The 24,850-nt window shown below is 46.4% G+C and carries 21 protein-coding genes; 15 read left to right on the top strand and 6 right to left on the bottom strand.

All coding sequences use genetic code 11. The features are described 5' to 3' along the window. Positions 1-49 precede the first annotated feature (49 nt). The 10 genes from A596_RS21205 (at position 50) to A596_RS21160 (ending at position 10,472) form a co-directional block, all read left to right on the top strand. Positions 50-1,210, top strand: a complete 1,161-nt coding sequence (locus A596_RS21205; protein WP_039918680.1) for an SAM-dependent methyltransferase — start codon at positions 50-52, stop codon at positions 1,208-1,210. Then, positions 1,200-1,784, top strand: a complete 585-nt coding sequence (locus A596_RS21200; protein ID WP_160280199.1) for a chalcone isomerase family protein — start codon at positions 1,200-1,202, stop codon at positions 1,782-1,784. The genes A596_RS21205 and A596_RS21200 overlap by 11 nt, the downstream gene beginning before the upstream one ends. Continuing rightward, complete coding sequence (locus tag A596_RS21195; protein WP_052417771.1) at positions 1,781-3,100, top strand: MFS transporter; 1,320 nt, start codon at positions 1,781-1,783, stop codon at positions 3,098-3,100. Before A596_RS21200 ends, A596_RS21195 begins: the two co-directional genes overlap by 4 nt. Beyond that, entirely contained in the window at positions 3,093-3,584 is a 492-nt protein-coding gene (locus A596_RS21190) for a DUF3833 domain-containing protein (protein ID WP_052417770.1), read from the top strand. Before A596_RS21195 ends, A596_RS21190 begins: the two co-directional genes overlap by 8 nt. Continuing rightward, positions 3,581-4,336, top strand: coding sequence for an SDR family NAD(P)-dependent oxidoreductase (locus A596_RS21185; protein WP_039918679.1), 756 nt, complete (start codon positions 3,581-3,583; stop codon positions 4,334-4,336). Before A596_RS21190 ends, A596_RS21185 begins: the two co-directional genes overlap by 4 nt. Before the next feature lie 311 nt (positions 4,337-4,647). Next, positions 4,648-5,460 carry a hypothetical protein gene (locus A596_RS21180; protein WP_039918677.1) on the top strand — a complete coding sequence of 271 codons (813 nt, stop codon included), beginning with the start codon at positions 4,648-4,650 and terminating at the stop codon, positions 5,458-5,460. Positions 5,461-5,940: 480 nt separating this feature from the next. After that, entirely contained in the window at positions 5,941-7,131 is a 1,191-nt protein-coding gene (locus A596_RS21175) for a lytic polysaccharide monooxygenase (protein WP_052417769.1), read from the top strand. A gap of 518 nt (positions 7,132-7,649) precedes the next feature. Continuing rightward, positions 7,650-8,141 carry a DUF892 family protein gene (locus A596_RS21170; protein ID WP_039918675.1) on the top strand — a complete coding sequence of 164 codons (492 nt, stop codon included), beginning with the start codon at positions 7,650-7,652 and terminating at the stop codon, positions 8,139-8,141. Between the two features lie 97 nt (positions 8,142-8,238). Continuing rightward, on the top strand, positions 8,239-9,231 hold the full coding sequence (locus A596_RS21165; RefSeq protein WP_200882987.1) for a hypothetical protein: 993 nt from the start codon (positions 8,239-8,241) through the stop codon (positions 9,229-9,231). A 455-nt stretch (positions 9,232-9,686) separates the two neighbouring features. Beyond that, positions 9,687-10,472, top strand: coding sequence for a type 2 periplasmic-binding domain-containing protein (locus A596_RS21160; protein ID WP_039918673.1), 786 nt, complete (start codon positions 9,687-9,689; stop codon positions 10,470-10,472). Between the two features lie 103 nt (positions 10,473-10,575). Here A596_RS21160 and cysW read toward each other — a convergent pair whose 3' ends face one another. From cysW to cysP, 3 genes are read right to left on the bottom strand one after another with little or no spacing between them, the layout of a single operon-like run. After that, complete coding sequence (cysW, locus tag A596_RS21155) at positions 10,576-11,415, bottom strand: sulfate ABC transporter permease subunit CysW (RefSeq protein WP_039918671.1); 840 nt, start codon at positions 11,413-11,415, stop codon at positions 10,576-10,578. A gap of 40 nt (positions 11,416-11,455) precedes the next feature. Continuing rightward, entirely contained in the window at positions 11,456-12,280 is an 825-nt protein-coding gene (gene cysT, locus A596_RS21150) for a sulfate ABC transporter permease subunit CysT (protein WP_039918669.1), read from the bottom strand. Between the two features lie 56 nt (positions 12,281-12,336). Then, positions 12,337-13,395 (bottom strand): thiosulfate ABC transporter substrate-binding protein CysP, encoded by a 1,059-nt coding sequence (gene cysP / locus A596_RS21145; RefSeq protein ID WP_326979758.1) that lies wholly within the window; start codon positions 13,393-13,395, stop codon positions 12,337-12,339. Between the two features lie 398 nt (positions 13,396-13,793). Between cysP and A596_RS21140 the strand changes: the two genes are divergently transcribed. Both A596_RS21140 and A596_RS21130 read left to right on the top strand, forming a co-directional pair. After that, positions 13,794-14,282, top strand: coding sequence for a hemerythrin domain-containing protein (locus A596_RS21140; protein WP_039918667.1), 489 nt, complete (start codon positions 13,794-13,796; stop codon positions 14,280-14,282). Positions 14,283-14,985: 703 nt separating this feature from the next. Next, positions 14,986-15,474: a hypothetical protein gene (locus A596_RS21130; RefSeq protein ID WP_039918663.1), complete on the top strand. Its 489-nt coding sequence runs from the start codon at positions 14,986-14,988 to the stop codon at positions 15,472-15,474. A gap of 7 nt (positions 15,475-15,481) precedes the next feature. On the opposite strand, the gene ligD is transcribed toward A596_RS21130, so the two are convergent. Together ligD and ku are read right to left on the bottom strand one after the other, a co-directional pair. Beyond that, positions 15,482-18,244, bottom strand: coding sequence for a DNA ligase D (ligD, locus tag A596_RS21125; protein WP_039918661.1), 2,763 nt, complete (start codon positions 18,242-18,244; stop codon positions 15,482-15,484). 29 nt (positions 18,245-18,273) lie between these two features. Continuing rightward, on the bottom strand, positions 18,274-19,329 hold the full coding sequence (gene ku / locus A596_RS21120) for a non-homologous end joining protein Ku (RefSeq protein ID WP_084128760.1): 1,056 nt from the start codon (positions 19,327-19,329) through the stop codon (positions 18,274-18,276). A 319-nt stretch (positions 19,330-19,648) separates the two neighbouring features. Between ku and A596_RS21115 the strand changes: the two genes are divergently transcribed. Both A596_RS21115 and A596_RS21110 read left to right on the top strand, forming a co-directional pair. Then, positions 19,649-19,849, top strand: coding sequence for a hypothetical protein (locus tag A596_RS21115; RefSeq protein ID WP_039918659.1), 201 nt, complete (start codon positions 19,649-19,651; stop codon positions 19,847-19,849). A 32-nt stretch (positions 19,850-19,881) separates the two neighbouring features. Then, on the top strand, positions 19,882-20,802 hold the full coding sequence (locus tag A596_RS21110; RefSeq protein WP_039918657.1) for a DUF72 domain-containing protein: 921 nt from the start codon (positions 19,882-19,884) through the stop codon (positions 20,800-20,802). 144 nt (positions 20,803-20,946) lie between these two features. Here the strand turns inward: A596_RS21110 and A596_RS21105 are convergent, their stop codons facing one another. After that, positions 20,947-23,172 (bottom strand): TonB-dependent siderophore receptor, encoded by a 2,226-nt coding sequence (locus A596_RS21105; protein ID WP_039918656.1) that lies wholly within the window; start codon positions 23,170-23,172, stop codon positions 20,947-20,949. A 291-nt stretch (positions 23,173-23,463) separates the two neighbouring features. On the opposite strand from A596_RS21105, the gene fumC reads away from it, so the two are divergent. Beyond that, the gene (gene fumC / locus A596_RS21100; RefSeq protein ID WP_039918654.1) at positions 23,464-24,849 is read left to right on the top strand and encodes a class II fumarate hydratase; all 1,386 of its coding nucleotides are present in this window, start codon (positions 23,464-23,466) and stop codon (positions 24,847-24,849) included. Position 24,850: the final 1 nt, after the last annotated feature.

Raw genomic sequence — 24,850 nt, 5'->3', positions numbered from 1 at the left:
GGCGAGCGAAAAAACGCTGCCACCAATAAGTTTTTACGAGGTTACTAACATGTTTGATCGTCACATTACCAACCGTTTTCTCAGCGCAATGGAGCGCATTGAATCCGGCACTATCCGCGTCACCACACCCGATGGTCAAACACATATATTTAACGGTAACCAACCCGGCGCCAATGCGGAATTTGATATTCATGATTGGCGTTTAATCGCAGCGCTGATCCGTCACGGCGATATCGCGCTGGCAGAAGCCTATCGCGATGGCTGGTGGGATTCCACTGATCCAACACAGTTATTTTTGTTCGGGCTGCAAAACCAGGCGGCGCTCGACAATTATATTTGCGGCAATGCCTTGGGCCGGTTCGCCGCGCGTATCGCGTATCTTTTTACGCGCAACACCGAACGCGGCAGCAAAAAAAATATCCATGCCCACTATGATCTGGGCAATGATTTCTATTCGCTCTGGCTCGATCCCTCCATGACCTATTCCGCCGCAATTTTTGATAATGACAAGGAATCGCTGCAGGCGGCACAAACACGGAAATATGACCGGATGATTGACCGGCTCAATCCATCCGGCAGCCTGCTGGAAATCGGTTGCGGCTGGGGCGGGTTTGCAGAGCGCGCACTGCAACGCGGTGATTATGGCATCAAGGCCCTGACCATCTCGGCCGCGCAACATCAATTTGCGGCACAACGTGTTGGCAACAATGCCGTTATCGCGCTTGAAGATTACCGCCGCCAAACCGGTGCGTATGACCAGATTGTCTCGATTGAAATGTTCGAAGCAGTCGGCGAAAAATTCTGGCCGGTTTATTTCGCCAAATTAAAATCACTGCTTGCTGCTAACGGTAAAGTGATGCTGCAAAGCATCACCATTGCCGACGATAATTTTGAACGCTACCGTACCAGTGGTGATGCAATTCGCACATTTATTTTCCCCGGCGGTATGCTGCCATCGCCAGCGCGATTCCGCGAAGAAAGTGCCAAAGCGGGGCTGCGCGTAACGGATGAGTTTGCCTTCGGCCAGGATTATGCGCTCACGCTTAGCCATTGGCTCGATAATTTTGATGCGCGAATCAACGAGGTAAAAGCCATGGGGTTTGATACGAAATTTATTCGCATGTGGCGTTTTTACCTGACCTGCTGCATTGCCTCTTTCCGGCACGGACGCACTGATGTCATGCAGTGGGGACTTCAACATGCGGTCTAGGTACATGGCGGTGCTGGACATACCGTTTTTGAATATGGTGTTTCTGGGCCTGACATTCCAAAGCATTTTTTTCCTGCACGCAATAAATGCGTTTGCCGCTGGCGAACATGCAGTTCCGGCTGAAACGGTACAAACATCCATACCGGATGCAGCAGTGGTGGGGCGCGGTGTTTTATCCTATGCATTCTGGGATGTTTACGAAGCGACGCTCTTTGCACCCGATGGTGTGTGGGACCCGGGCAAATCATTTGCATTGTCTATCGAATATTTTCGCGTAATAAAAGGCAAAGATATTGCCGACCGGTCAGTACAGGAAATACGCCAGCAAGGTTTTACCGACGAAGTCACACTGGCCGCCTGGCATGCACAAATGAAAGCCATTTTCCCCGACGTCAAAAAAGGTACGGTTTTAACTGCGGTATACATTCCCGGTAAACAAACTACGTTTTACGATGACGCAACATTTATTGGTGTTATCAAAGGTGATGATTTCGGTAAATCTTTTTTTGGCATCTGGCTCGCGGAAAAAACGTCTGAACCCGCATTGCGCCGCGCACTGCTGGGGCTGAAATGAACACGCCGGCAATCACGGGCAAATCGCTATTACAATATGGCTTTATCGCCTTGCCTGTCGCTTTTGCCGGCTTTCCCCTGTACGTGTTAGCGCCGGATTTTTTTGCAACGCGCTACGGACTCTCACTCACATTACTTGGCACATTGCTGCTTTTAATTCGAGCATTCGATGCAATACAAGACCCGTTAATCGGCTGGTTCACCGATAAACTGCAAAATCATTTCCTGCTATTGCTGTCCATCGCCGGAGCGATATTATGCCTTTCGGTTTTCGGGCTTTTTAACAGCCTTTTTTTCTCGCCTGCAATCTGGTTTTCACTCTGTATGGTGTTTGCGGTGAGCGCTTACAGCGTGTTGATCATTGTGCTCGGTGCGCAAGCTACCTTATGGACTACGGATGCTAATGCACAAACACGAATTGCCGGCGCGCGCGAAGCGTTTGGAATTATCGGGCTGGTTATCGCGGTGTCGGTGCCGACGTTGCTTTCACAATGGATGACTACCGATGAAGTTTATCGCGGGTATGCGGGAATCCTTTTTCTATTGATGCTTGCCGGCATTATCTGTTTTTCAAAACTGGCTTTACGTTCTGCAACAACTGCGACTAATAACACACACTTATCACCGCTAGCAGCAATACGCGCGCTGCCAACGGAAAGCTGGCGACTTTTTGTTGTGTACGGTGTGAGTATGTTAGCGTCGAGTATTCCAGCGATCCTGGTTATTTTTTATGTGCGCGATCTTATCGGTGCGGAAAAACTGACCGGTTTATTTTTACTGCTCTATTTTCTTTCCGGCGCTGCCGCTATGCCATTGTGGAAAAAAATCAGTGTGCGGCACGGAAAATACAAGGCGTGGTGTTGCGCCAATATTCTCGCTGTAGCCGGCTTTATTTGTGCGTTTTTTTTGACGGCCGGCGATGTGTGGCCGTATGCGATAGTGTGTATAGTTTCCGGCCTTGCACTCGGTGCGGATTTAACGCTGCCGCCATCCATTCTGGCTGATCATATCCATGCGCGCGCTAACCGTGCCTGTTCAGCATCGCATTACGCGTTTCTGGCATTTATCAGCAAAGCCAGCCTGGCATTGGCCTCCGCTATCGCGCTTCCGGTTCTTGATGTAGCCGGTTTTAAACCACAGTCCGTTAACTCACAGGCGGCGCTTGCAACACTGTCCGCCGCTTACGCGCTGGTTCCCTGTGTGTTGAAATTGGTTGCAGCCGCGTTGCTGTATGCTTTTTTTATTCGATCAGGTTCAGGAGGCAACAATGCAAATTTTCAAAATCATGGCCACAATAGGAGCTCTCATCATGCTTAGCAGTTGCGCCGCCAATAATATTGATTATTACAAAGACACCACACCGCGCGCCGACATTAAGGAATATTTTAATGGCCCCATCAAAGCCTGGGGGATTGTGCAGGATTGGCGCGGTCGCGTAGTGCGCCGGTTCGATATCGACCTTGTGGGCGAATGGAATGGTGATGTTGGCACGCTGACTGAGCATTTCGATTATTACGACGGTGAAAAACAACAACGCGTGTGGACGATTAAAAAGTTACCCGACGGCACTTTCGAGGGAACCGCAGCGGATATTATCGACAAAGCCACTGGCAAAGCCGAAGGCAGTGCGGTGCGCTGGAATTACGTAATGGACCTCCCGGTGAAAGACACGACTTATCACATTCGCTTTGACGATTGGATGTGGTTAATGAATGACGGGGTATTGATCAATCGCTCATACTTGAAAAAATTTGGCATCACCGTTTCTGAACTGACTATTTTTATGCAGAAGCAACAATGAACCGTCCCTATCAAGACCAGATCGTCTGGATTATCGGTGCCAGCAGCGGAATTGGCTACGCATTAGCACGGGAGCTTTCCGCGCGCGGCGCCATTCTTGCGCTGTCCGCGCGACGCAAGGATGAACTTGAAAAATTAAATGATGAACTGGGTGAACGCCATAGCGTGTTTATACTGGACACGGCGAACGCTGAAACAACACTGCGCACCGCGCAGGCAATTCGCGCTGCATTTGGGCGTATTGATCGCATTATTTTTTTAGCGGCCGCTTACGCACCGATGAAAACCGATGCGCTTGATATAGTGGCAACCAAAGGTATTGTCGATATTAATTTGACCGGCGCATTCAATGTAGTACACGCAGTTTTACCTATCCTGAAAGCCCAACAACCACGCGGACAACTGGCATTGTGTGGCAGTGTCGCAGGTTATATTGGCCTGCCTAACGGTCAACCCTATAGCGCAACCAAAGCCGCGATTATTAACCTTGCCGAAAGTTTGCACGCTGAATGCAAGAGCTCAATCGATATCAAATTGATCAGCCCCGGCTTCGTACGCACAGCGCTGACCGATAAAAATAATTTCAAAATGCCAGCGATGATTGAACCGGAACAAGCCGCCACCGAAATAGCGGATGGCTTGCTCGCGCAAGGTTTTGAAATTCATTTTCCCAAGCGCTTCACGCTTTTTTTGAAGCTGTTGCGCTTGCTTCCCTACAGGTTGTCCCAATTTCTGACACGAAAATTAAATTGAAATAATGCCGGCGTAAAAAAATATCGACCAATTCCATTAACAACAAAATGAGGGAAAATGGCTCAAGAACACAGGCCTGTTTCCCGAAGGTTAAAAATTCTTAAACGGATTGATTTTCCCCCGCAAAAAAACTCTGGCACCCTTATTGCGTTATACCCACCACCTTTCATTAAAAAATGATTTACAAGACGCTCAATTAAAACTATTGCGCCATAAACTGAGAATTAAGACAGGCATTGCCGAACAAACGGCAAGAAGTCGCCGCTTACAGCAATATTAATAGTGAGCGTATCCTGTAAGAGGAAATCGACATGATCAGCGTATCTACTACAGCATTGTATAATGCGTATTCAAGTGATATGAGCACAAGAAAAACTGTTTCAACAATAGTGGATGAAAAAACACCTGAAACATCGTCGAGTGAATCCCCCACTGCCATCGTCAATTTATCTAATGAAGCGATTAGTGCACTGGAAAAATATAAAGCGTCCGCAACAGTAGACCAATTCCTTAAGGAACATGGAAGGGAGGTGTATGAAAGCACCATGAACAGTTTGAAAGGATACCCGGAGAATTTGGCTAGCAAGCTCAATGATAAATCGCTTTCGGAAAAAGAACTTACCGCCATTCAAAATGCATTAACCGAGAGAGAAATGAATGCATTTATGAAATATGCACGTCAGGACCCGCCAGACATGAAAATGTTCTTCGAAAAGTATGTTGAATATTTAGATACTCTTTCTCCAGAAGAACTACTATCACAGCGTTACATTGGCCAGCGTGCCGTAGCGGAACAGCAATACCAACATTTTGCGCGCGAACAAGGAGAAACCCCCGATGATTTATCTTCCGCACAGCATCCAATTACATCTCTTTTTGAACTCTTGAAGGAAGTGGATTTTACGGTAGAAGATAAAAATGGCTTCCTGAAAAAATATGAAGATAAAGTTTCTTCCATCCTGAACCGCGAAGGCAATGAAAACCTAAAGCCATTATCCGATGAGGCTGTTGAAAAATTAAACAATCTTTTTAGCATTATCTCAGCAGCTCATGAAGGTGATAAAGCAGCATTTGAAAAATTGCAATCGGCTATAAAACCCGCAGAAATTGAAAAGCGCACCTAGTTTTCAAGGTGCGTCTTAAATCTTATTTAAATTATTTCAAACTTCAACGAATATGCGCCGGTTGTAAAATTCTGCGAAATTACAGTTGCCTAGCATTTTGTAGCAGGCGTAGCAGATTTCAAATAATCTGAACAACAATTAAGCAACTCTCCGATTAAGATATTTAACATTTCCAATAAAAACTTATGTCGCGAAAATTATTATAATGAATTTTTTTTGAATTATTACGCGCCCCTATACTAAAAGTCGAACGTAAAACCCAAAAGTCAAACTCGCCATTTAGTTATTGCCCTCGTAGACTGCGATTGCGCAATAAGCGCGCCTTTCTGTTGTAACCCCGCTGATGTTGCAAATTAATGACGATGTAAAACGTTAATTGCCTTGTAGGAGAATGGCAATCTTATGCGCACAAACCGCATTTGCAGATGCATGTAAATGCAATGACATTCAATCGTCCGAAAGGAAAAGAGGATAAAAATAATGAATAATCAACCTGACGTTTTTCGCAAGAATATAGTGAAAGTATTCTCGCTATTAGCCGGGGCATCCATGATGCTCGGTGCCATCGATGTTAGCGCACATGGATATGTTTCCAGCCCGAAAGGGCGCGCGGTAGCGTGTCGCGATGATGGCCCCAGTCCGGAAACTCCGCGCAATGCTGCGTGTAAAGCAGCATTTGCAGCGGGCAACGCCGCTATTTATGAGCCTTGGTCAATTAATGTGATTGGTGCTGATAATAATCACCAGGCATTAATTCCCGATGGCAAATTATGCAGTGCGGGCCATGGTGATTTTGGTGGGCTGGATCTTGCCAGAAATGATTGGCCGGCGACGCAGGTTTCGGCCGGGCCACGCGCGTTTATCTGGACTAATACGGCGCAACACAGAACCACTTATTTCCGCTATTACATCACCAAGCAGGGTTTTAATCCGTTACAACCATTGAAGTGGTCCGACCTGGAACAGATTCACCAATCGGGACGCGCAGGTAATGAAGCCACGTCGACTCATGTAGTCACACTGCCAGCGCGTACAGGGCGACATATTGTTTATAGCGTGTGGCAACGTGACAAGGCAGATGCGCCGGAAGGTTTTTACCAATGTGTGGATGTGATTTACTCACCTGATACCAATTCATCAAGCTCCGTCGCATCCAGCAGTTCCAGTTCCAGCATTACCACAACGTCGCGCTCCTCATCCAGCATTAGCGATAACGCCTGTGTAAATTTATCGACCTGGAATGCCAGCACGCAATACAACGCGCGGCAGGAAGTTATCTACAATGGCAGACGTTATTCGGCGAACTATTGGACCCAGGGAAATAATCCTGCGGAAACCTCCGGCCAATATAATTACTGGTCAGACATGGGGCCATGCAGCGAAACAACATCCAGCCAATCTTCAGTCATCAGGGTTAGCTCCGCCAGCAGTTCCTCCAGAAGCGCAGTGCCATCATCCAGTAGCGCATCATCAACGTCTGTCAGCGGTAATTGCACATCACCCGTTTTTGCCAGTGGCACCAGTTATGCGGCAGGTGCATTGGTACAAAATGGCGGCAGTGAATACCGTTGCAGCGTAGGGGGATGGTGTTCGTTGGGTGGCGCAGCTTATTCACCGGGAACTGGCTGGGCCTGGACCCAGGCCTGGACATTGGTGCGCAGTTGCCAATAAAAAAGTTGATGTAATAAAAACAATACTGTAATAAAAACCGGTCAGAAATGATCGGTTTTTATGTTGGGCGAAGCATAAAATACAACTCACCAATGATTGCCAACAAACAGAAAACAATTACTAAAAGCCGACTTAAGAGATCCTCCACACTTCAATAAAATTAAAAATAATTCAACCTTTTGCATTGCTGCATAAATTTATTTAAATGGATTACAGGCAAGTACGTATTTATTTGTGTCACTTCTTATCAACACCCAACAGTTTGGCAGCCAACGGAGCTTCCATAATCCGCCCCTGGTGAAAAACGCGTTGGTGAAATTCCCTTCCCAACATGCCGACCACATCAAAACTCTGCAAAATTTACACATTTCCAGTGCCATTTAGCCTGCATCCAGTCGCATCAACGCTCTAATTGGCATCTTAAGCGCAGGAAAACCCTGATAAATGAAGTAATTACGTCGATGGTATTCATATTGCATTGTGGTAATTCAACAGCATATTTTGTCAGGAGAAATAAAATGGCAGATTCCCGCAATGAAAATATTCGCGATTGGTTGCGCGATGCGCATGCTTTGGAAGAACAGGGTGAGAAGCTTTTTTCCGGGCAAGCAGATCGCTTAAAGGATTATCCGGAATTGCGTGCAAAACTAACCGCTGAATTAAATTTTTTCAGGGAATTCCAAAAACTGCTTTCGATTCGCATCCAGCAATTGGGAAGTGGGCCTTCTGTTATTAAAGATACCGTTGGGAAGTTACTCGCTGGAGCGCAAAATTTTTCCGGTACCGTTGTGAGTGATGAACCTGTTAAGGGAATTCTTGCTTTACACACCTTCAATCAATTTGCGATTGGATCTTACAAGATTCTGATTTCCGCAACCGAAGCATCTGGCGATGAAACCACCAGGCAACTCAGCCAAAAAATTCTGGATCATGCCGAAACACGAGCCCTGTGGCTGGACTCGGAATTAGACACGGTAACCAGGCGCTTTCTGGTTGGCCAGGCAGCATAAGCGCTTAATACCAGGCATTTGATAAATGTTAACCGGATTTCGAAATAATTTTAAAACTGGAAAATTTTTATCGTCCCAATAAATGAAGGAGATCAACGTGGCTACAACAATTGAAGTTCATGAAAAAACTGATGTAATCCTGCCCTCCCCCAACAGGGGAGATAACTCTGCGAGTGCTGTATCCTGGGGCGCAATTTTTGCCGGCGCCGCAGGTGCTGCCGCATTATCGTTAATCCTGTTGATACTGGGATCGGGTTTGGGTTTTAGCTCAATCTCCCCGTGGGCTAACGATGGTGTGAGCGCAAAAACACTGGGAATCTCCGGAATCCTGTGGATCACCCTAACTTCACTTGCTGCAAGCGGTCTTGGTGGTTATTTGGCAGGTCGCTTACGGACACGCTGGGCCTCATCAACAGATCGCGACGAAATTTATTTTCGCGATACTGCGCATGGCTTCCTTGCGTGGGCAGTCGCCACTTTATTAACCGCAGGCTTACTCACCACAACTATCGCAACTGTGGTTGGCGGAGGAATTAAAGCCGGCGCGAGCGTTGCAAATGGTGTAGCAACATCAGCTGCCGTTGCGGGCGCAAGCTCCAGTGAATTCGGTGACCGGTTTGGCTTGCACGGTGAATCAACAGGTTATTTTATTGATACTTTATTTCGCAGACCAGCCAGTGCCGCGCCAACTACTGCCCCGACCAATGTAACTGATCCAAACGCTGCCGCATCCCCAACTTTACCCTTGCCACCGCCACGTAATGAACATGCTGCAAACGCAGAGGTAGCACGCATATTTATTAATGCCCTGCGAAATAATGCACTCCCGGAAAATGATGCCCGGTACCTCGGCCAGATTGTTGCTGCACACACCAGCCTTAGCCAGCCGGAAGCGGAGCAAAGAGTGAAAGAAACTTATAACCTGTGGCAAACAAAATTGCGTGAGACCGAAGCCGCTGCAAAAAAAGCAGCTGATGAAGCTCGCAAAGCAACTGCGTATATTTCGCTCTGGTTATTTATTTCATTGTTAATCGGTGCATTTACTGCCAGCTGGCTTGCTACCTTCGGTGGCCGCCAACGCGATTTATAATTTTCCATTTAACAAAGGAGAGTAATTATGCGTTCTTTATTACTGTGGTTTCTCGGTGTCCCTATTCCGGTCATTATTTTGATTGCAATATTGACCTGACCTGATAAGGCATTTTGGCTCAAGACAGTAACACACAAGCCCTGGTAAACCTCGCATGGATAACAAGCCTATACAAACAGATCCCTGCGAGGTTTTTTTCGATATAAAATTTCAAGTTGCGTCATTTTTTGTTAACCTTCTGTACCCGGGATATGAAGCGGGAAATCAGGCTGCTAGAATCAGATAATCAGTCCTCTCTCCGTTAAACGCGTTGATCAGTATCCTGGAGTCCCGCGATGGAAAACCCGACACACTGCTCATATCGCTATTCCGTCATTGCCCTCGTGTTACTCTTTTTGTTCTCCGCTAACAGCCGCGCCGATGATGGATCACCTATGGTCTACCGATAATGGGATTTGGGTGCAAGCCCAACTCGCGACCAATATCAATTTGAATTATTGAAACTTGCGCTGGAAAAAACACGTAATACTTACGGTGATTATCAATTAATACGTGTCGATCAAAAAATTACCTCGTTGCGGGCCAGCCGTGAAGTTAGCCGTGGCAATTTGATTAATATTGAGGCCACACCCAATTGGACTACTGACACAGTTCCCTCGGAAATAAAACGTGATAAACGCATCGCGGTAAAAATTCCCATTCTGCATGGGCTATTGGGTTATCGCCGTTTGGTTATCCGCAAAAACGACCTGGAAAAATTCAACGCTATAACGCAGGAATCGCAATTACAAAAATTAGTCGCGGGCCAAGGCAAGGATTGGGAAGATGTTTTCATTTATCGTTCCAATGGTTACCAAGTGAACGATGAAGCAGATTATTATAAGTTGTTCGCCATGCTGGCAGCGGGACGAATTGATTACATTCCGTTGAGCACCATTGAGGTCGAGAATTTCATTCAAAAATTTGGCAAGTACTCGCAAGACGTTACCGTTGCGCCAGGAATTTTAATTTACTATCCGTTTCCGGTTTTATTCCAGGTCAGTATTCGCTACCCCGAGCTTGCCCAACGTGTTGAAAAAGGCCTTATCAAAGCCAAAAGCGATGGCTCTATGGATAAATTATTCCAATCGTATTTCGCCCATGAGTTAACAAAACTGCGGTCAGCAAATAACCGCGTCTTTGTACTGGATAACAAACGAGTCCCGACCGAATTACGCCTGGCCAAACCCGACCTATTATGAGACCGGCAGCAACCAATCGATTAATAATTCCCGCGTAATACTTACAACGCCGATTTGAATACCGGTTGGCTGTTTATTTTTCCAGTGAATGTTTGCCGGAACCCTAATGAGCTGAACCCGATAACTTCCTGTTCTGGAAAAATTCAAACAGTGTCTTCAGGATTAAAGTCAGGAGCGCAATGGATGCAAGTAATAACGCAGCAGTGAAGGCACCTATACTGTTGTAATCCTGTTGCAGTAGTTGCACATGGAGTGGCAAGGTATTGGTGTGACCACGGATTGCACCGGAGACTACGGCAACCGAACCAAACTCACCTACTGCGCGCGCGGTGGTTAATACAGTACCGTAAAGTAAAGCCCATTTGATATTCGGCAAGGTAACCCGTAAAAACATACGCAAACCATTTGCACCTAACACCATCGCCGCTTCCTCTTCTTCAGAACCCTGCGCTTCCATTAGTGGAATTAATTCCCGCGCAACATAAGGGCTGGTAACAAAAATCGTAACCAACACAATGACTGGCCATGCAAAAATAATTTGAATGCCCTGCTCATTCAACCATCCACCCAACCAGCTTTGGTTGCCATAAAGCAGCAGGTAACATAACCCGGCAACAACGGGAGAAATCGCGTAAGGCGCATCAATAAATGCGATGAGTAATTTGCGGCCCATGAATTGGAATTTGGTAACACACCATGCGATCAACGTGCCGAAAACCAAATTAACAGGTACTGTCAGCAACGCCACCCACAAGGTTAAGCGGATTGCGGCAAGCATATCTTTATCGAGTAAATTGCTGGCAAATAACTCCCAACCACCGCGAAAGGCAGCCACAAAAATTAATGCCAACGGCAAAATCAGTAACAGGAATACAAAAAATATCCCTAAACCAATTAATACCTTACCGCCCGTTCCGGGCTTTTGTGCGATGTAGGTTTGCATAGTGTGATAAAAGTTGACGCCGCATGGTAATAATTAAAAGTTAACGCTTAAGGCGTTTCCCATAATAATTTTGTAACAGCTGGACGATTAGCAATAACAGCAATGAAGTGATTAAAATAAGCATCGCAACTGCCGATGCCGCCGGATAATTGTATTCGCCGATATAAGTAAAAATCATTAGCGATACAACTTCCGTTTCATACGGCATATTGCCGGCAATAAATATGACCGCACCAAATTCACCCAGGCTGCGTACAAAAGACAAGGCGACACCGATCATCAACGCCGGCGTAATATGGGGCAAAATAATCCGCAAGAAAACCTGCCTCCTGGTTGCCCCAAGGGTTTCCGCTGCCTCTTCAAATTCAGGGGATAAATCTTCCAGGACCGGCTGCAAGGTTCTTATAACAAACGGGATACTGGTGAAAATCATCGCGATGATAATGCCGCAAAAAGTATAGGAAATTTTAATATCAAACGGCACCAGCCATTGCCCTATCCAGCCGTTTTCCGCAAACAATGCCGAGAGTGTTAACCCGGCTACAGCAGTGGGTAATGCAAAGGGCAAATCAATCAATGTATCAATCAGCTTTTTCCCGGGAAATTGGTAACGAACCAGAATCCAGGCAAGTAGCAACCCCAATAACAGGTTAAAAAATGTCGCGATCCCCGCCGCCAGGAATGTCACGCGAAAGCTGGACAACAAACGCGGGTCAGTAATATAGAAAACAAACTTATCCCAGGTAATCTGCAGTGATTGCATTACCAGTGTGATCGCTGGCAGTAAAACGATAATACTTAAATAAAATACGCCCAGCCCGAGGCTGAGCGTAAAACCGGGAAGTACGCGGGTAGATTTCGTCACAGATTATTCATCATCAACTATTTTTTGAAATGATTACGGTGCAATGATCGCAACAATCATTGTTTCTTTGCTTGCCGTAATAGTTGGTCAAGGATGCCACTTGTTACAAAGTGCTTGTCGTTGACGTCTTTCCATGAGCCAAATATCGATTCAACACTCACCAGTTTAAGTTCCGGAAATTGTTTGGCGTAATCGGCTTTTACCTGTTCATCGTGGACACGGTAAAAATAGCTGGCCAAAATAGCTTGTGCTGCAGGTGAATATAAGTAATTCAAATATTCAGTCGCTACTTTTTCAGTACCTTTCTCCTTAACAACAGAATCGACTACAGCAACCGGGAATTCAGCCAGCACACTGATTTTGGGAACGACGATATCGTATTTATCGGAACCGTATTCCTTGCGAATCAAATTGACTTCCGATTCAAATGTGAGCAATACATCACCCTGCGCGCGGTCCACAAATGAGGTGGTAGCACCGCGGCCACCGGTATCGAATACCACTACGTTTCCTAGTACTTTACTCACAAAATCCTTGATTTTTTTCTCATCCCCATTAAACGCATTGTGAGCATAAATCCAGGCGGCGAGGTAAGTGTAACGGGCATTGCCCGAGGTTTTTGGATTAGGGAATACCAGTTTTACATCCTTACGGGCCAGGTCATCCCAATCTTTAATATTTTTCGGATTACCTTTGCGCACCAGGAAGGCGGTAGTTGAATAAAAAGGTGACGCATTATTAGGAAACTTTTTTCGCCAATCCGGGCTCACAAATTTTCCTTTCTCATGCAATACATCAATATCGGTGGATTGGTTAAAGGTTACTACATCAGCCTTTAAGCCTTGTAGTATCGCGGCAGCCTGTGCCGACGAACCCGCATGGGACTGCTGGATATTAATATCTTCGCCCGTTTTTTCTTTCCAATAACCCTGGAATTTCGGATTAATAGCCACAAATAACTCACGGGAAACATCGTAGGATGTATTCAGGATCTCCTGTGCCGCATGTGCAGAAAATACCGGTGACAACACTAAAGACAATCCCAGTGATGAAATGAGTTTTTTCACAAACGAATTCTTTGCCAATGAATTTCTTCCCAACTCGTTAACAGCCACGTTCAGCTCCTCAATATAAAGTAATTACAAAATCCGGTTTAAAGTGTAGTGATCAAAAATACGCAGTTAAGCATATTTTTTTGCGCCGGATTTAGATCATTAGTGCCTATGCTTATTCCTATTTGGCAGGCAGTAATGGCCTCCACAAACTACTGGAGGATTACTCCATCATCGGCCTCAATAGCCATGCCCAAAGGAAATTCGCATTGAGTTCCGCCGCACTTACCTAATCAAAAATGACGCACTACAACTATTGAAAAAGCCTGTATCGATCATCAATTCCTGGCGAGCAATCATTAATTTAAGCGTTATACCGCTATTTACTGATTTGAAATAAAACTTTATTACTATGAGGGCGTCCTAATCATGCAACCGTGTTTATTATTTTGGAGAAAAACATGACTAGTTCAGCAAAAAAAATCGTTCCACTTAGCCCCGCCGGTAAAGCTCAAGAAGCAACACGTTTGCTAAGAGCAGACCATAAACATGTTAGCGAGCTTTTTGAGCAATTTGAATCCGCACGCTCATCATCCAGGAAGAAAGCGCTGGTGCAGGAAATCTGCCAGGAATTGACTGTGCATGCGCAAATTGAAGAAGAAATATTTTATCCGGCAATACAACCGGTATTGAAAGATAAAACGCTGGTGCCAGAAGCAAAAGTTGAGCACGAAACATTGAAATATCTGATCGCTCAAATCGAAGATGCCGAAACAAATAGCGACTTGTACGATGCAAAAGTCAAAGTGCTTTCAGAATATGTGCAACATCACGTTAAGGAAGAACAAAATGAGATTTTTCCACAAGTCAAACAATCAAAGCTTGATTTGGTAGAACTGGGAGCCAAACTCGCGCAGCGCAAAGAAGAGTTGCTAGCGAAATTATCGTAATAGCGCTATCCATACGCGATCCATTTAATAACAAAGGTGTTCATCGCTCCTTTGTTATTATTTGATTATTTTTTGGTTATTTATGCGATACACGCTTCCTGTAATACCTTTCCCCCTTACCTGTCATTCCAATTAGTCTCATTCCGATCAGTCTCATTCTAATTAGTCTCATTATTGTTATAGGGTTTAATGACGCGTTAAACCATCGCATGCAGATTGTGTTGCATCTTCGGCTCTGTAAAGTTGCGTGCTGCACAATGTCGTTTTTACAAAAATTTATCGAAATTAGCGCAGAAAATTAATGTACAGATGCCAATGTGGCCACATAAATGCTGATGGGCAAGCCATTTGGCGAACATGGCCTTGTTATTGCAATAATAAAATCGTCGTATGATTAGGTATGTATGTATCTATGTACCGATGGCTATATGCGGGAGGGAGTTCTGGTTCATCCGCATGTGATGAAACCCGGTAGGAATCTTGACCATATGTGCCCCAATTGGACTGGCAACATGGATGTTTTTTTGACAGGAAGTTAAAGGATTAACTTCATTCCGATCCTCCCCAGTGGTTACGTATAAACCTGTTCCATACATAACAGCTCCTTCCTGTCATCGACACTGATTTGATTTCGTATTGTTCACGTTGACTTCGCACAGGCGGCTTAAATCTTATTGAAATCCCAAACGATGAGGGATTACCAATGCTTGCAGATATAATTGAGATTAATAATGAAAGAATTGAAATCCACATTATCAATCTCATTGACCATGATTACTTTTCTATTTACGCCCTTGATTCCAACGGAAACAAAGTTCAGGGAATGGAAATGAGAATTTGCAAACCATTTAAAATAGATCTTCTCGAATTCGCGTTACAGGAGCATACCGTGGCAGCGGTCAGTTTTTTGCGTCGCCAGATTGAAACGTTTGGTTTGAACTCTTCGCGAAATGAAACCGTTGATATTCAATTACAACAAAAAAATTCTGTCGATGACCTTCGCAGCGCAGGGCGGAATGCATTTCTTGCCGGGATGCACTATCGTATTAATCCTTTCACCACGATTAATACACTGAGATCAGTTGAATGGCATCGCGGCTGGATGGAAGAAGCCAAAAAAAATCCCGGCCGCTTTGATTTTGAATCCGATCAATTCCGTGAATACACTTATAAACGCACTGCTCACCGTTAAGGCACATTTATTGTGGCGGTTTAGCACCCAGTTTTTTCCACATCGCGGCAGTCAATTCTTGCTGGTTTGTGTACCCCTTCCATGGATCTGCTTTTAATTTTTCCAGACGCGCGGCCAAATTGCCAATATGCCATTGCGCAGGCCCTTTGAGTTTCTTTATTTCATCGCGAGTAATGGGCACAGAGACCGGCAATCCTGGCCGGGCACGAACTGAATACGCACACACTGTACTTGCGCCACGCTGGTTACGCAGATAATCAATAAATAATTTACCAACCCGGTTTTGTGGCCCCATCTTCGCCACAAAGCGATCCGGTATTTGCTTTGCCATAAATTGCGATAACGCTTTGGAAAATTCCTTTACATAATCCCAACTGAATTTACGCGCTAATGGAACTACAATATGCAAACCTTTTCCGCCACTGGTTTTTAAAAACGCATCCAGTTTTAACTCATCCAATACCGCGAGTGTCAGGGTTGCAGCCTCCGTAATACTGCGCCATGGCAGCACCGGGTCCGGGTCCAGATCGAAAATAATTCGCTCCGGGGTTTCAATGTCTTCGCTGGTTGAGCCCCAGGTATGCAATTCAATAGTTCCCATTTGTGCCGCCCCCACTAACGCTTGTGGTGTATCTATTTGCATAAGGCGAGCGTGGCCTGGGTCCAGGGATGGATCGAGATGATGCATATGCGGAATCGCCATATGCTCCGCATGCTTTTGAAAAAATTGTTCGCCGCCGACACCTTGTGGTGCGCGCAATAGCGATACCGGCCGATCCTGGATATGCGGTAACAGCCAGGGGGCGATGTATTCATAAAATTGCGCCAGTTCCAGTTTGGTAGCACCGCTTTCACTGTCGATAATTCGTTCGGGATGAGTAATTTTTATATCCGCCACAGTAGCCGATGTAGTTTTACCCCTGCCATTTTTTACCCCCGTGTTTTTTGCAGTGGTCGTTTTTCCATGGAGTGTTTTTATTGGGATACCCGCAAGGTTATCGGCGCCGGCTTTCACTGATTTTGCTTTCGGGCTTTTGGTATTTTCATCGTGCGGAGCAACTGGCGGTTTGATGGCATGCTCGCGAATAATTTCCCTGGCGGGTTTATCTGTTCTCATAGCGATAAACGCAGCTTGCCGCAAAATATTATCGCCCGTCCATTCCGCAAATTCGACTTCGCAGACCAACGTCGGCTTCACCCAATGAACACCGCGCGCCAATGCACCGCTTAACGGAGTAGTAAGCGGCGAGCTGGTTGTTTCCAATGCGGTTAATTTTTTATGGCACTGTTTGAGGCTGGCGTCATTAAAACCGGTGCCTACACGCCCCGCGTATAACAATTCAGAGGATTTGGGTTGCGCATAAACGCCCAACAACAATGCTCCAAATCCCGTCCGGCTACCTTGCGGTTTTGTATACCCGATAATGACGAACTCCTGCCGTAAACGGCATTTAAGTTTTATCCAATCCGGACTGCGGCGCGATAAATAGGGGCTGCCAGCGCGCTTACCGATAACACCTTCCAATGACATGGAGCAGGCACTTTCAACAATGTTGCGATGATCCGCCAAAAATGCAGCTGAAAAACGTAACGGGTTTTTCGCTTTGCCGGGAATAATTTTTTGCAAGGCTGCGCGGCGTTCTTCTACCGGCCGTTCACGCATATCCACGCCATTTAAAAAAGGTGCATCGAATAAATAATAAAGAATTTGCTGGCTGCGACCTATTTCAAACGCACGTTGCAATTTCTGGAAATCGGGAATGCCATCATCATTCAGGACAACCACTTCACCATCCAGCCAGGAATCGGTTAAACCGAGTTCGGCAATGGCTTTGGCTTGCAGCGGCATGCGTTCGGTCCAATCATTCCCATTGCGCGTAATTAATTTCACTTCGCCATTTTCAATACGGCTGAGAATCCGGTAGCCATCAAACTTGATTTCATAAAGCCAATCACCCGCTGGCGGTTCACTGACTAATGTTGCCAACTCCGGAGCAATCATTTCTGGCAAAGTAATTTCTTTTGTGGTTTTTTTTGCGGGTGAGATGGCATTTACAGCGTTAGCTGCCGATTTCGCGGAATGAGCGCTCGCTTTCTTTTTAGCATTTTCGCTGCTCGCATTTGCGCCGGTTTTTGCAGTAGTTTTCGTAGCCGTTTTTTGTGTTACAGATGCCTTATTTTTTTTCCTTTTTTCCGGATCGATCAATGCACCGCTGACAACACTTTGCGGTAGTTCTACGACTACATCATAATCCTCCGCTGCACGTGCACTTTCATCGCGCTCTTTTATGAGTAACCATTGCTCTTTATCACCGCTGCCGCGTAAATTCGTGCGCACCAACGTCCAACCACCTGTCAATTTTTCACCGATCAAGGTGAATTTGAGTTTACCGGCTTTATAACTTGCCGCCGGATTGCCTTCCGGCTCCCATACCCCACGGTCCCAGACAATAACATCGCCACCACCATAATGTCCCTCTGGAATATGCCCTTCAAAACTGGCGTAATCCAGTGGGTGATCTTCTACGTGCACGGCGAGGCGTTTATCTTTAGGGTCCAGGCTCGGCCCTTTAGGTATTGCCCAACTCAATAAAGTACCATTCATCTCGAGGCGAAAATCATAATGCAACCGCCGCGCATCATGTTTTTGGATAACAAATTGCAACGCATGAGCGGGCGATTTTTTCTTTCCGTGCAAATCTTCGCCCCGGGGTTCGGTTGTTACATCGAAATTGCGTTTACGATGATATTCACGCAGTGGTTTGGCCATGGGAATCTCCGATTATTAATAAGCGCCTTTTAGCCGGAAGCAGATTTCCTTTGCCGGGCAGGCGCAGGGGATTTTTTGGGTGTAGGTTTGGTAGCGGATTTGACAACAGGATTTTTTGTCGTTGTTGATTTTTCAGGTGCAACGGATTTTTTGGATGCAGCGGATTTTTTTTGCGCAGACGTTTTTTTTACACTGGTCGTTTTAGCAGTAGCTACAGGCTTTTCTTTGTCAATAAGCTTTTCTTTGTCAATAGGTTTTACTTTTGCAGATGAAACCCTCGCGGCCTTCGTTGCGGTTTTACCACCAAGACTTCTTTTGAGCAGCTCGGTTAGATCGATGATGTCAGCACTTTTTCGCTCTTCTCCCGCTGCGATTGGCTCAACATTTTCAATTTTCCCTTCGTGGACTTTTTTATCTACCAGCGCCATTATTTTTTCCTGGAAGCTATCCTGGTATTTATCTGGCTCCCAGGTTGCGCTCATATCCTGGATTAATCGTTTCGCCATATCGATTTCGCTTTTTTTCAACTCCGGATGGGTGACCGCTTTCCCCAGTTCAAGCGTATCCAGACTGCGCACTTCGTTGGACCAACGTAACAGGATTAACACCAGCGCCGCATCCAGTGGCATTAATACCGCCAAATGTTGGCGTGTATGCAGGATTACATTTGCGAGTGCTACCTTGCCGGTGGTTTCCAATGCCTGCCTTAGCAGCGCATATACTTTTTCGCCACGTTTATCCGGGCTTAAGTAGTAAGGAACTTCAATATGGGTGATGGGAATTTCAGATTGGTCGACAAAGGAAAAAATATCGATTGTCTGGGTTGTTTTAGGATGAGCGGCGCGAATCTCTTCTTCACTCAGTACTACATAATGCCCTTTTTCATATTGGATTCCCTTTACAATATTTTCCTGCTTCATTTCCTTACCGGTTACTTTATTAATTCGTTTGTATCCCACCGGTTCCATACTGCGTTTATCCAGCCAATCAAAATCAATAGAATTTGAAGATGTTGCAGAAACCAGGGCTACCGGAATATGCACCAAACCAAAACTGATTGCGCCTTTCCAAATTGCACGCGCCATATCGCCCCCTTATAAAAATATCACATTGCAAAAACATCAATGTTTGCAAAAATTGCAAACGGTGTTGTGACAGGTTCTATTAAATTCTTGACTGAAAAATGATTGGAAAAGTTCACGTTTTAGAAAATGCGTCATGCAAATCAACACCTATTAACGCTTATTAAAAACGTCTTCTTTAAAAGCCGATAGAACGGAATTTTTTCCACAAAATTCAGGTCATACGAGGACGTTATTTATTATTTACAACAATGCCATCGCATGATAATCGCGTGAAAGTAGAAATGTTCATTTCGCAGCTTGCATGCCAGAGGAGGTAGTTATGATTCCCAATCAACCGCACATTAAGGAAATTACCAACGAACCTGATTTTAATGATCCGCAACCCGTATCAGGTCCGCGCCCTAACAGGCCAACAGTACCCTATCCTTCTGGTGGTGTGGCCGATTCCGGTGAGATAAAACAAAATTCGCAAAAACTACCTGCTGATAAAGAACAAAAGAAGCAGACCGGCAATAATTAATTATTAAATAAGAGATTTTTTTGGGGGGATTTATGAGTCAATTTCATATTGGTATTTCCGGATGGCGTTACGCCCCATGGCGGGATAACTTTTATCCCAAAGGTTTAGTGCAAAAAAAAGAACTTTATTTTGCATCCCGCTCGGTAAACAGCATTGAGATCAACGGTTCTTTCTACGCATTGCAAACACCTGAGCGCTATGCAAACTGGTATGCAGATACTCCGGATAATTTCATATTCAGCGTCAAGGCACCGCGTTACATTACCCATATTCGCCGGTTAAATGATGTGGAAGAGCCTATCGCAAATTTCTTTGCGTCGGGCCTGTTGGAATTGAAAGAAAAGTTGGGCGCAATCCTGTGGCAATTTCCGCCCAGTTTTAAATTTGATGAAGAAAAATTTCGCCAGTTTTTAGACCTGTTACCCAAAACAGTGACAGAGGCGGTAAAAAATACGCGCAAATATCACCCCGATTTCGAATTGCCAAAAAATTTTCCGCGCAGTTTCAAGCTCCGCCACGCTGTCGAGATTCGCAATGAGACGTTTGTGAATGAAAAATTTATCAAGATGCTGCGCCATCACAACGTTGCATTTGTAGTTGCCGATACTGCCGGGCGTTGGCCTTATGCAGAAGATGTTACCAGCGATTTTGTCTATATGCGCTTACATGGTGATACCGAACTGTATCGCAGTGGTTATTCCAAAACAGCAATTGAACATTGGTATAAACGCATTAAATCCTGGAGCCGTGGCCGCCATCCCAAAGACGCAAAATTAATTGGGAAGCGGGTGCGCCTGCATGAATCCCTGGATATTTTTTGTTACTTCGATAACACCGATAAATTGTGGGCGCCGCAGGATGCGCGGCAGTTGTCAGCGTTACTGGGCATTGATAAAGAGTTGGAGCAGCAAGGGGATTTGCTGGAAGGAATCATGGAGGAACGCAGGGCCTGATCCGTTAATCCTCCCTTAGCTACGCGCACTGATTCAAAGGGGAGGGTTAACGATAAAAAAGTCCGACAATCCTATTGCCGAAAAAACGCGTGCAATAGTGCATAACATTTTTCCGGTCACTCCATCCCTAGAGCAAGTGTTTGGTTAAAACTCGGTAGTAACAGAAAGCACCAGTGTGCGTGGATCACCAATACGCGTACCGTTGAAACCATTCCAGTAGTGCTCATTGGTAAGGTTGTGCACGTCTGCGCGGAAGGTAACCAGCTGCTGCGCCACCGCCGTTTGATAACGGGCGCCGATATCCAATAAGGTGTAGGCGGGAACCTTATCCTTATTCAAGCCATCGCCGTAACTGGAGCCATTGTAATTCGCTGCTGCTGAAAAGCTGAGGTTGGGTATAGCCGGAACCTTATATTCAATGCGCGCTTTGACAATTTGTTCAGCAACATCAACTGGCGCTTTACCTTCCAATGCCGGTGTTTGTTTTTGCTGTTTCACTTCCGGGTCAAGCCAGGTGAAACCAGCGATAAGATTCAAATTTTCCGTCAGGTTACCGATAGCGGTGAACTCAATCCCCTCATGCACTTGCAAACCATTCTGCACGAATTCTGGCGCACCCGGAACGTTGATGTAGTACTGCAATCCTTTTTCGATGCGAAATAAGGCGGTAGCCAGCGCAATTTCGCCAACGGTGGCCTTCACACCTATTTCAAATTGCTCGCTGGTTAATGGATCAAAAACGTCACCGCCATTCACGACTTTTGTAGCGGTGTTGTTGTAAAACTCGGGCACAACAATCCCCGCTTCCAATCCTTCGATGTAACTTACATAGGTCGTAATCGCTTCTATCGGTTTGAACAGTATTGATACCGATGGCGTAAGCGCAGACTCATCGTAACCGGCTCCGGTTTTTTGGGTGATGGTGGTTTTGGCAACACCGAGCAATGTCGACCATTGGTCATTGAAAGTGATGTCATCGCCAATCATGAGGCTGCGGTATTCAGTGTTACTGCTGAGGGTGAAAACACCCCGGTTAACCGGTGCCACAACGGACGGGCGCGGAATGTAAGTTGGCGATGAGAGTGGCAAGCCAGTGAGATTGATGTTTGCAGCGCTGGCCCCGTTCATCCGGTATTGGAAGCTGTCGCTGTATTGGTAACCTGCCGTGAGTTTGTGCGCGATTGCGCCAGTGTCCAACAGCACATCAAGATACAGTGCCGCACCGGAATCCTTCTGGTCACTGAGGATGGTATCCAGCCCCGGGGCGTACACGCCGGAAATTTGCTGGCTGTAGGTACCATTGGCAGCGATAGTGTTACTGGTACTCTCCGCGCCGCGCGCGCCGCGGTTATCAATATAGGCTCCGCGCAATGATACCTTTTCGCTGATATTCCATTTCAGATTAGCGCCGTAACGGTTGTAATCGTACCAGCGGTTGGTCCAGGGTTGTCCCCAGGAAATCTCATTGTCGATGCTGTCTGCTGAAGGGCGTTTTACACCGTTGGCAAAATACCAATAGGTTTGCGAGCCGTTCACATCGTAGGTGTAATCCATACCATGGACTTGCACCCAGAAGTCATCAAACAAATAACCGTCGAATGCGAGGCTGTAAAAGGTTTTCTCGACAGCCTGGTTTTTGATACTGCCTTCGCCACCTTGTTCCACCAGGTTTACGCGATAGCCATATTTGCCTTCACTATCAAACTTGCCGCCAAAATCACCATGGGCATTCCAGCTTTCCCCACCGAGGCTACTCAGGGTTAACTGGTTCATGCGCTCGGCGGTCGAGTGCTTGGTCACATAATTGGTAACACCGCCTACATTGTTCGCGCCGTACATAAACCCCGAGAGGCCATTCAGGATTTCAACGCGCGCGGCATCTTCCATAGTCGCGCTGTGGTTGTACTGATCATCCGGCACACCATCGCGATAGGAACGCTGCACTGAAAATCCACGCATCATAATGCGCGGCTGGTTGTTCTCGTGTTGCGCCCTTATGAGCTGGGTGGTCGGGTTAACGCGATAAATCTGGTCGGGTGTCGTGGCTTGCAGGTTCTCGATCAACTCCTCGGTAATAACGTTCACCGCGTAAGGAGTATCCTGGAGGTTCCGGCCCTGCCATGGGCCGACAGATGACACGTCTTCCGTGCGATAACCATTTTCAGCACCACCGTCGGCAGCATCAGCCGTTACTTTCACAGCGTTCAAGCGTTTAGCTTCTGCGACTTCGTTGGTTGTTTGCGCGGCTTCCTGTACGGTATCTGCCAGGGCCAGTGGGCTGGTCGCCAGCAATAAACTGAGGCCGGCATTACATAATGCATGCGTAAGCGGATGAAGTTGGTGCAATCTGCGATGAGACTGTTGGCGCATGAATATTCCCCAATTAAATGAATGTTATTGGCCTTCATGCCTGCTACCGTTAATGGAACATGCCTGTAAGATCCGGAATCCGGGAGACGGGCGAGAAGCAAGCTGAACGGTGCGCCACATTACACCAAATGATAATGACTTTCATTAACATTTGATAAAGATTTTATTTGGTTTATAGTTGCCACTTTGTGCTGCCCAATCTGGAGAGGGTCACCATGCAACTCCTGCTACCCCGTCCGGTCAGATCTATGGAGCGCGCCCCGTCTTCGCCGCAATCAATAAGGTCCCATTATGAAAACACGAAGTGAACGCGATACCTTTGGTCCCATTGATGTTCCCGCTGACCGTTTATGGGGTGCGCAAACACAACGCTCGTTGCAGAACTTTGCTATCTCGGGCGAGCGTCAACCACTGGAAATTATTCGCGCGCTAGCGCAAGTGAAGCGCGCCTCTGCAAAAATAAATTGCGCACTGGGTTTACAAGACAGCAAAAAAACCGATGCAATTATTGCTGCGGCGGATGAAGTGATCGCAGGAAAACATTCCGATGAATTTCCGTTAGTGGTGTGGCAAACCGGTTCCGGTACGCAAACCAATATGAATATGAATGAAGTGATAGCCAATCGCGCAAGCGAAATACTCGGCGGTCCGCGCGGTGATGAACGCCTGGTGCATCCCAACGACGATGTCAATCGCAGCCAATCCAGTAACGATGTTTTCCCCACGGCGATGCACGTCGCAGCTGTTGAGGCACTCACCAATCATTTATTGCCAGCAATCGCAAAATTGCGTGCGACATTGGAAAACAAAGCGCGCGAGTTTGATGACATCGTCAAGATTGGCCGCACCCATTTGCAAGACGCAACTCCACTGACGTTAGGCCAGGAAATTTCCGGTTGGGTCGCGCAATTGCATCATGGCGAACAACATGTTCGCGCTGCATTACCCCACTTAAGCGAATTAGCATTGGGCGGCACTGCCGTTGGAACCGGATTGAATGCGCCCAAAGGTTATGCGGAACAAGTTGCGGCTGAACTCGCACAACTGACCCATTTGCCGTTCGTTACTGCGCCGAATAAATTTGAAGCGCTGGCGTCATGCGATGCATTGGTCCATGCCCACGGTTCGTTGAAAACACTCGCCGCCAGTTTGATGAAAATCGCCAACGATGTGCGTTGGCTGGCGAGCGGCCCGCGCAGCGGAATCGGTGAAATCAGTATCCCGGAAAATGAACCCGGTTCGTCAATTATGCCGGGCAAAGTAAATCCCACCCAAAGCGAAGCATTAACGATGTTAGCCGCGCAAGTAATGGGTAACGATGTGGCGATTAATATCGGTGGTGCATCGGGTAATTTTGAACTCAACGTATTTCGTCCGATGATTGCACATAACTTTTTGCAAAGCGTGCGCTTGCTGGCCGATGGCATGGTGAGTTTTAACGATCATTGTGCAGTTGGCATTGAGCCAAATCGCGCGCGCATCAATGAATTGGTGGAGCGTTCACTGATGTTGGTTACCGCATTGAACACGCACATTGGTTACGATAAAGCCGCACAAATCGCCAAGAAAGCCCACAAAGAAGGCACGAGTTTACGTGAATCCGCACTCGCGCTCGGTTATGTTACTGGCGAACAATTTGATGAGTGGGTGGTGCCGGGGAAAATGGTGGGGCGTTAAT

The sequence above is a fragment of the Cellvibrio mixtus subsp. mixtus J3-8 genome, from assembly GCF_000766945.1.
In the GTDB taxonomy this organism is placed as follows: Bacteria; Pseudomonadota; Gammaproteobacteria; order Pseudomonadales; family Cellvibrionaceae; genus Cellvibrio; species Cellvibrio mixtus_A.
Note: the sequence above shows the minus strand (reverse complement) of the source record. Positions and strands in the feature narration are given on the sequence as shown.

Excerpts from the sequence above, each read along its gene's own strand:
- A596_RS21205 (WP_039918680.1), top strand. The coding sequence starts at position 50 with ATGTTTGATCGTCACATTACCAACCGTTTTCTCAGCGCAATGGAGCGC.
- A596_RS21200 (WP_160280199.1), top strand. The coding sequence starts at position 1,200 with ATGCGGTCTAGGTACATGGCGGTGCTGGACATACCGTTTTTGAATATG.
- A596_RS21195 (WP_052417771.1), top strand. The coding sequence starts at position 1,781 with ATGAACACGCCGGCAATCACGGGCAAATCGCTATTACAATATGGCTTT.
- A596_RS21190 (WP_052417770.1), top strand. The coding sequence starts at position 3,093 with ATGCTTAGCAGTTGCGCCGCCAATAATATTGATTATTACAAAGACACC.
- A596_RS21185 (WP_039918679.1), top strand. The coding sequence starts at position 3,581 with ATGAACCGTCCCTATCAAGACCAGATCGTCTGGATTATCGGTGCCAGC.
- A596_RS21180 (WP_039918677.1), top strand. The coding sequence starts at position 4,648 with ATGATCAGCGTATCTACTACAGCATTGTATAATGCGTATTCAAGTGAT.
- A596_RS21175 (WP_052417769.1), top strand. The coding sequence starts at position 5,941 with ATGAATAATCAACCTGACGTTTTTCGCAAGAATATAGTGAAAGTATTC.
- A596_RS21170 (WP_039918675.1), top strand. The coding sequence starts at position 7,650 with ATGGCAGATTCCCGCAATGAAAATATTCGCGATTGGTTGCGCGATGCG.
- cysW (WP_039918671.1), bottom strand. The coding sequence starts at position 11,415 with ATGCAAACCTACATCGCACAAAAGCCCGGAACGGGCGGTAAGGTATTA.
- A596_RS21140 (WP_039918667.1), top strand. The coding sequence starts at position 13,794 with ATGACTAGTTCAGCAAAAAAAATCGTTCCACTTAGCCCCGCCGGTAAA.
- A596_RS21130 (WP_039918663.1), top strand. The coding sequence starts at position 14,986 with ATGCTTGCAGATATAATTGAGATTAATAATGAAAGAATTGAAATCCAC.
- ligD (WP_039918661.1), bottom strand. The coding sequence starts at position 18,244 with ATGGCCAAACCACTGCGTGAATATCATCGTAAACGCAATTTCGATGTA.
- ku (WP_084128760.1), bottom strand. The coding sequence starts at position 19,329 with ATGGCGCGTGCAATTTGGAAAGGCGCAATCAGTTTTGGTTTGGTGCAT.
- A596_RS21115 (WP_039918659.1), top strand. The coding sequence starts at position 19,649 with ATGATTCCCAATCAACCGCACATTAAGGAAATTACCAACGAACCTGAT.
- A596_RS21110 (WP_039918657.1), top strand. The coding sequence starts at position 19,882 with ATGAGTCAATTTCATATTGGTATTTCCGGATGGCGTTACGCCCCATGG.
- A596_RS21105 (WP_039918656.1), bottom strand. The coding sequence starts at position 23,172 with ATGCGCCAACAGTCTCATCGCAGATTGCACCAACTTCATCCGCTTACG.
- fumC (WP_039918654.1), top strand. The coding sequence starts at position 23,464 with ATGAAAACACGAAGTGAACGCGATACCTTTGGTCCCATTGATGTTCCC.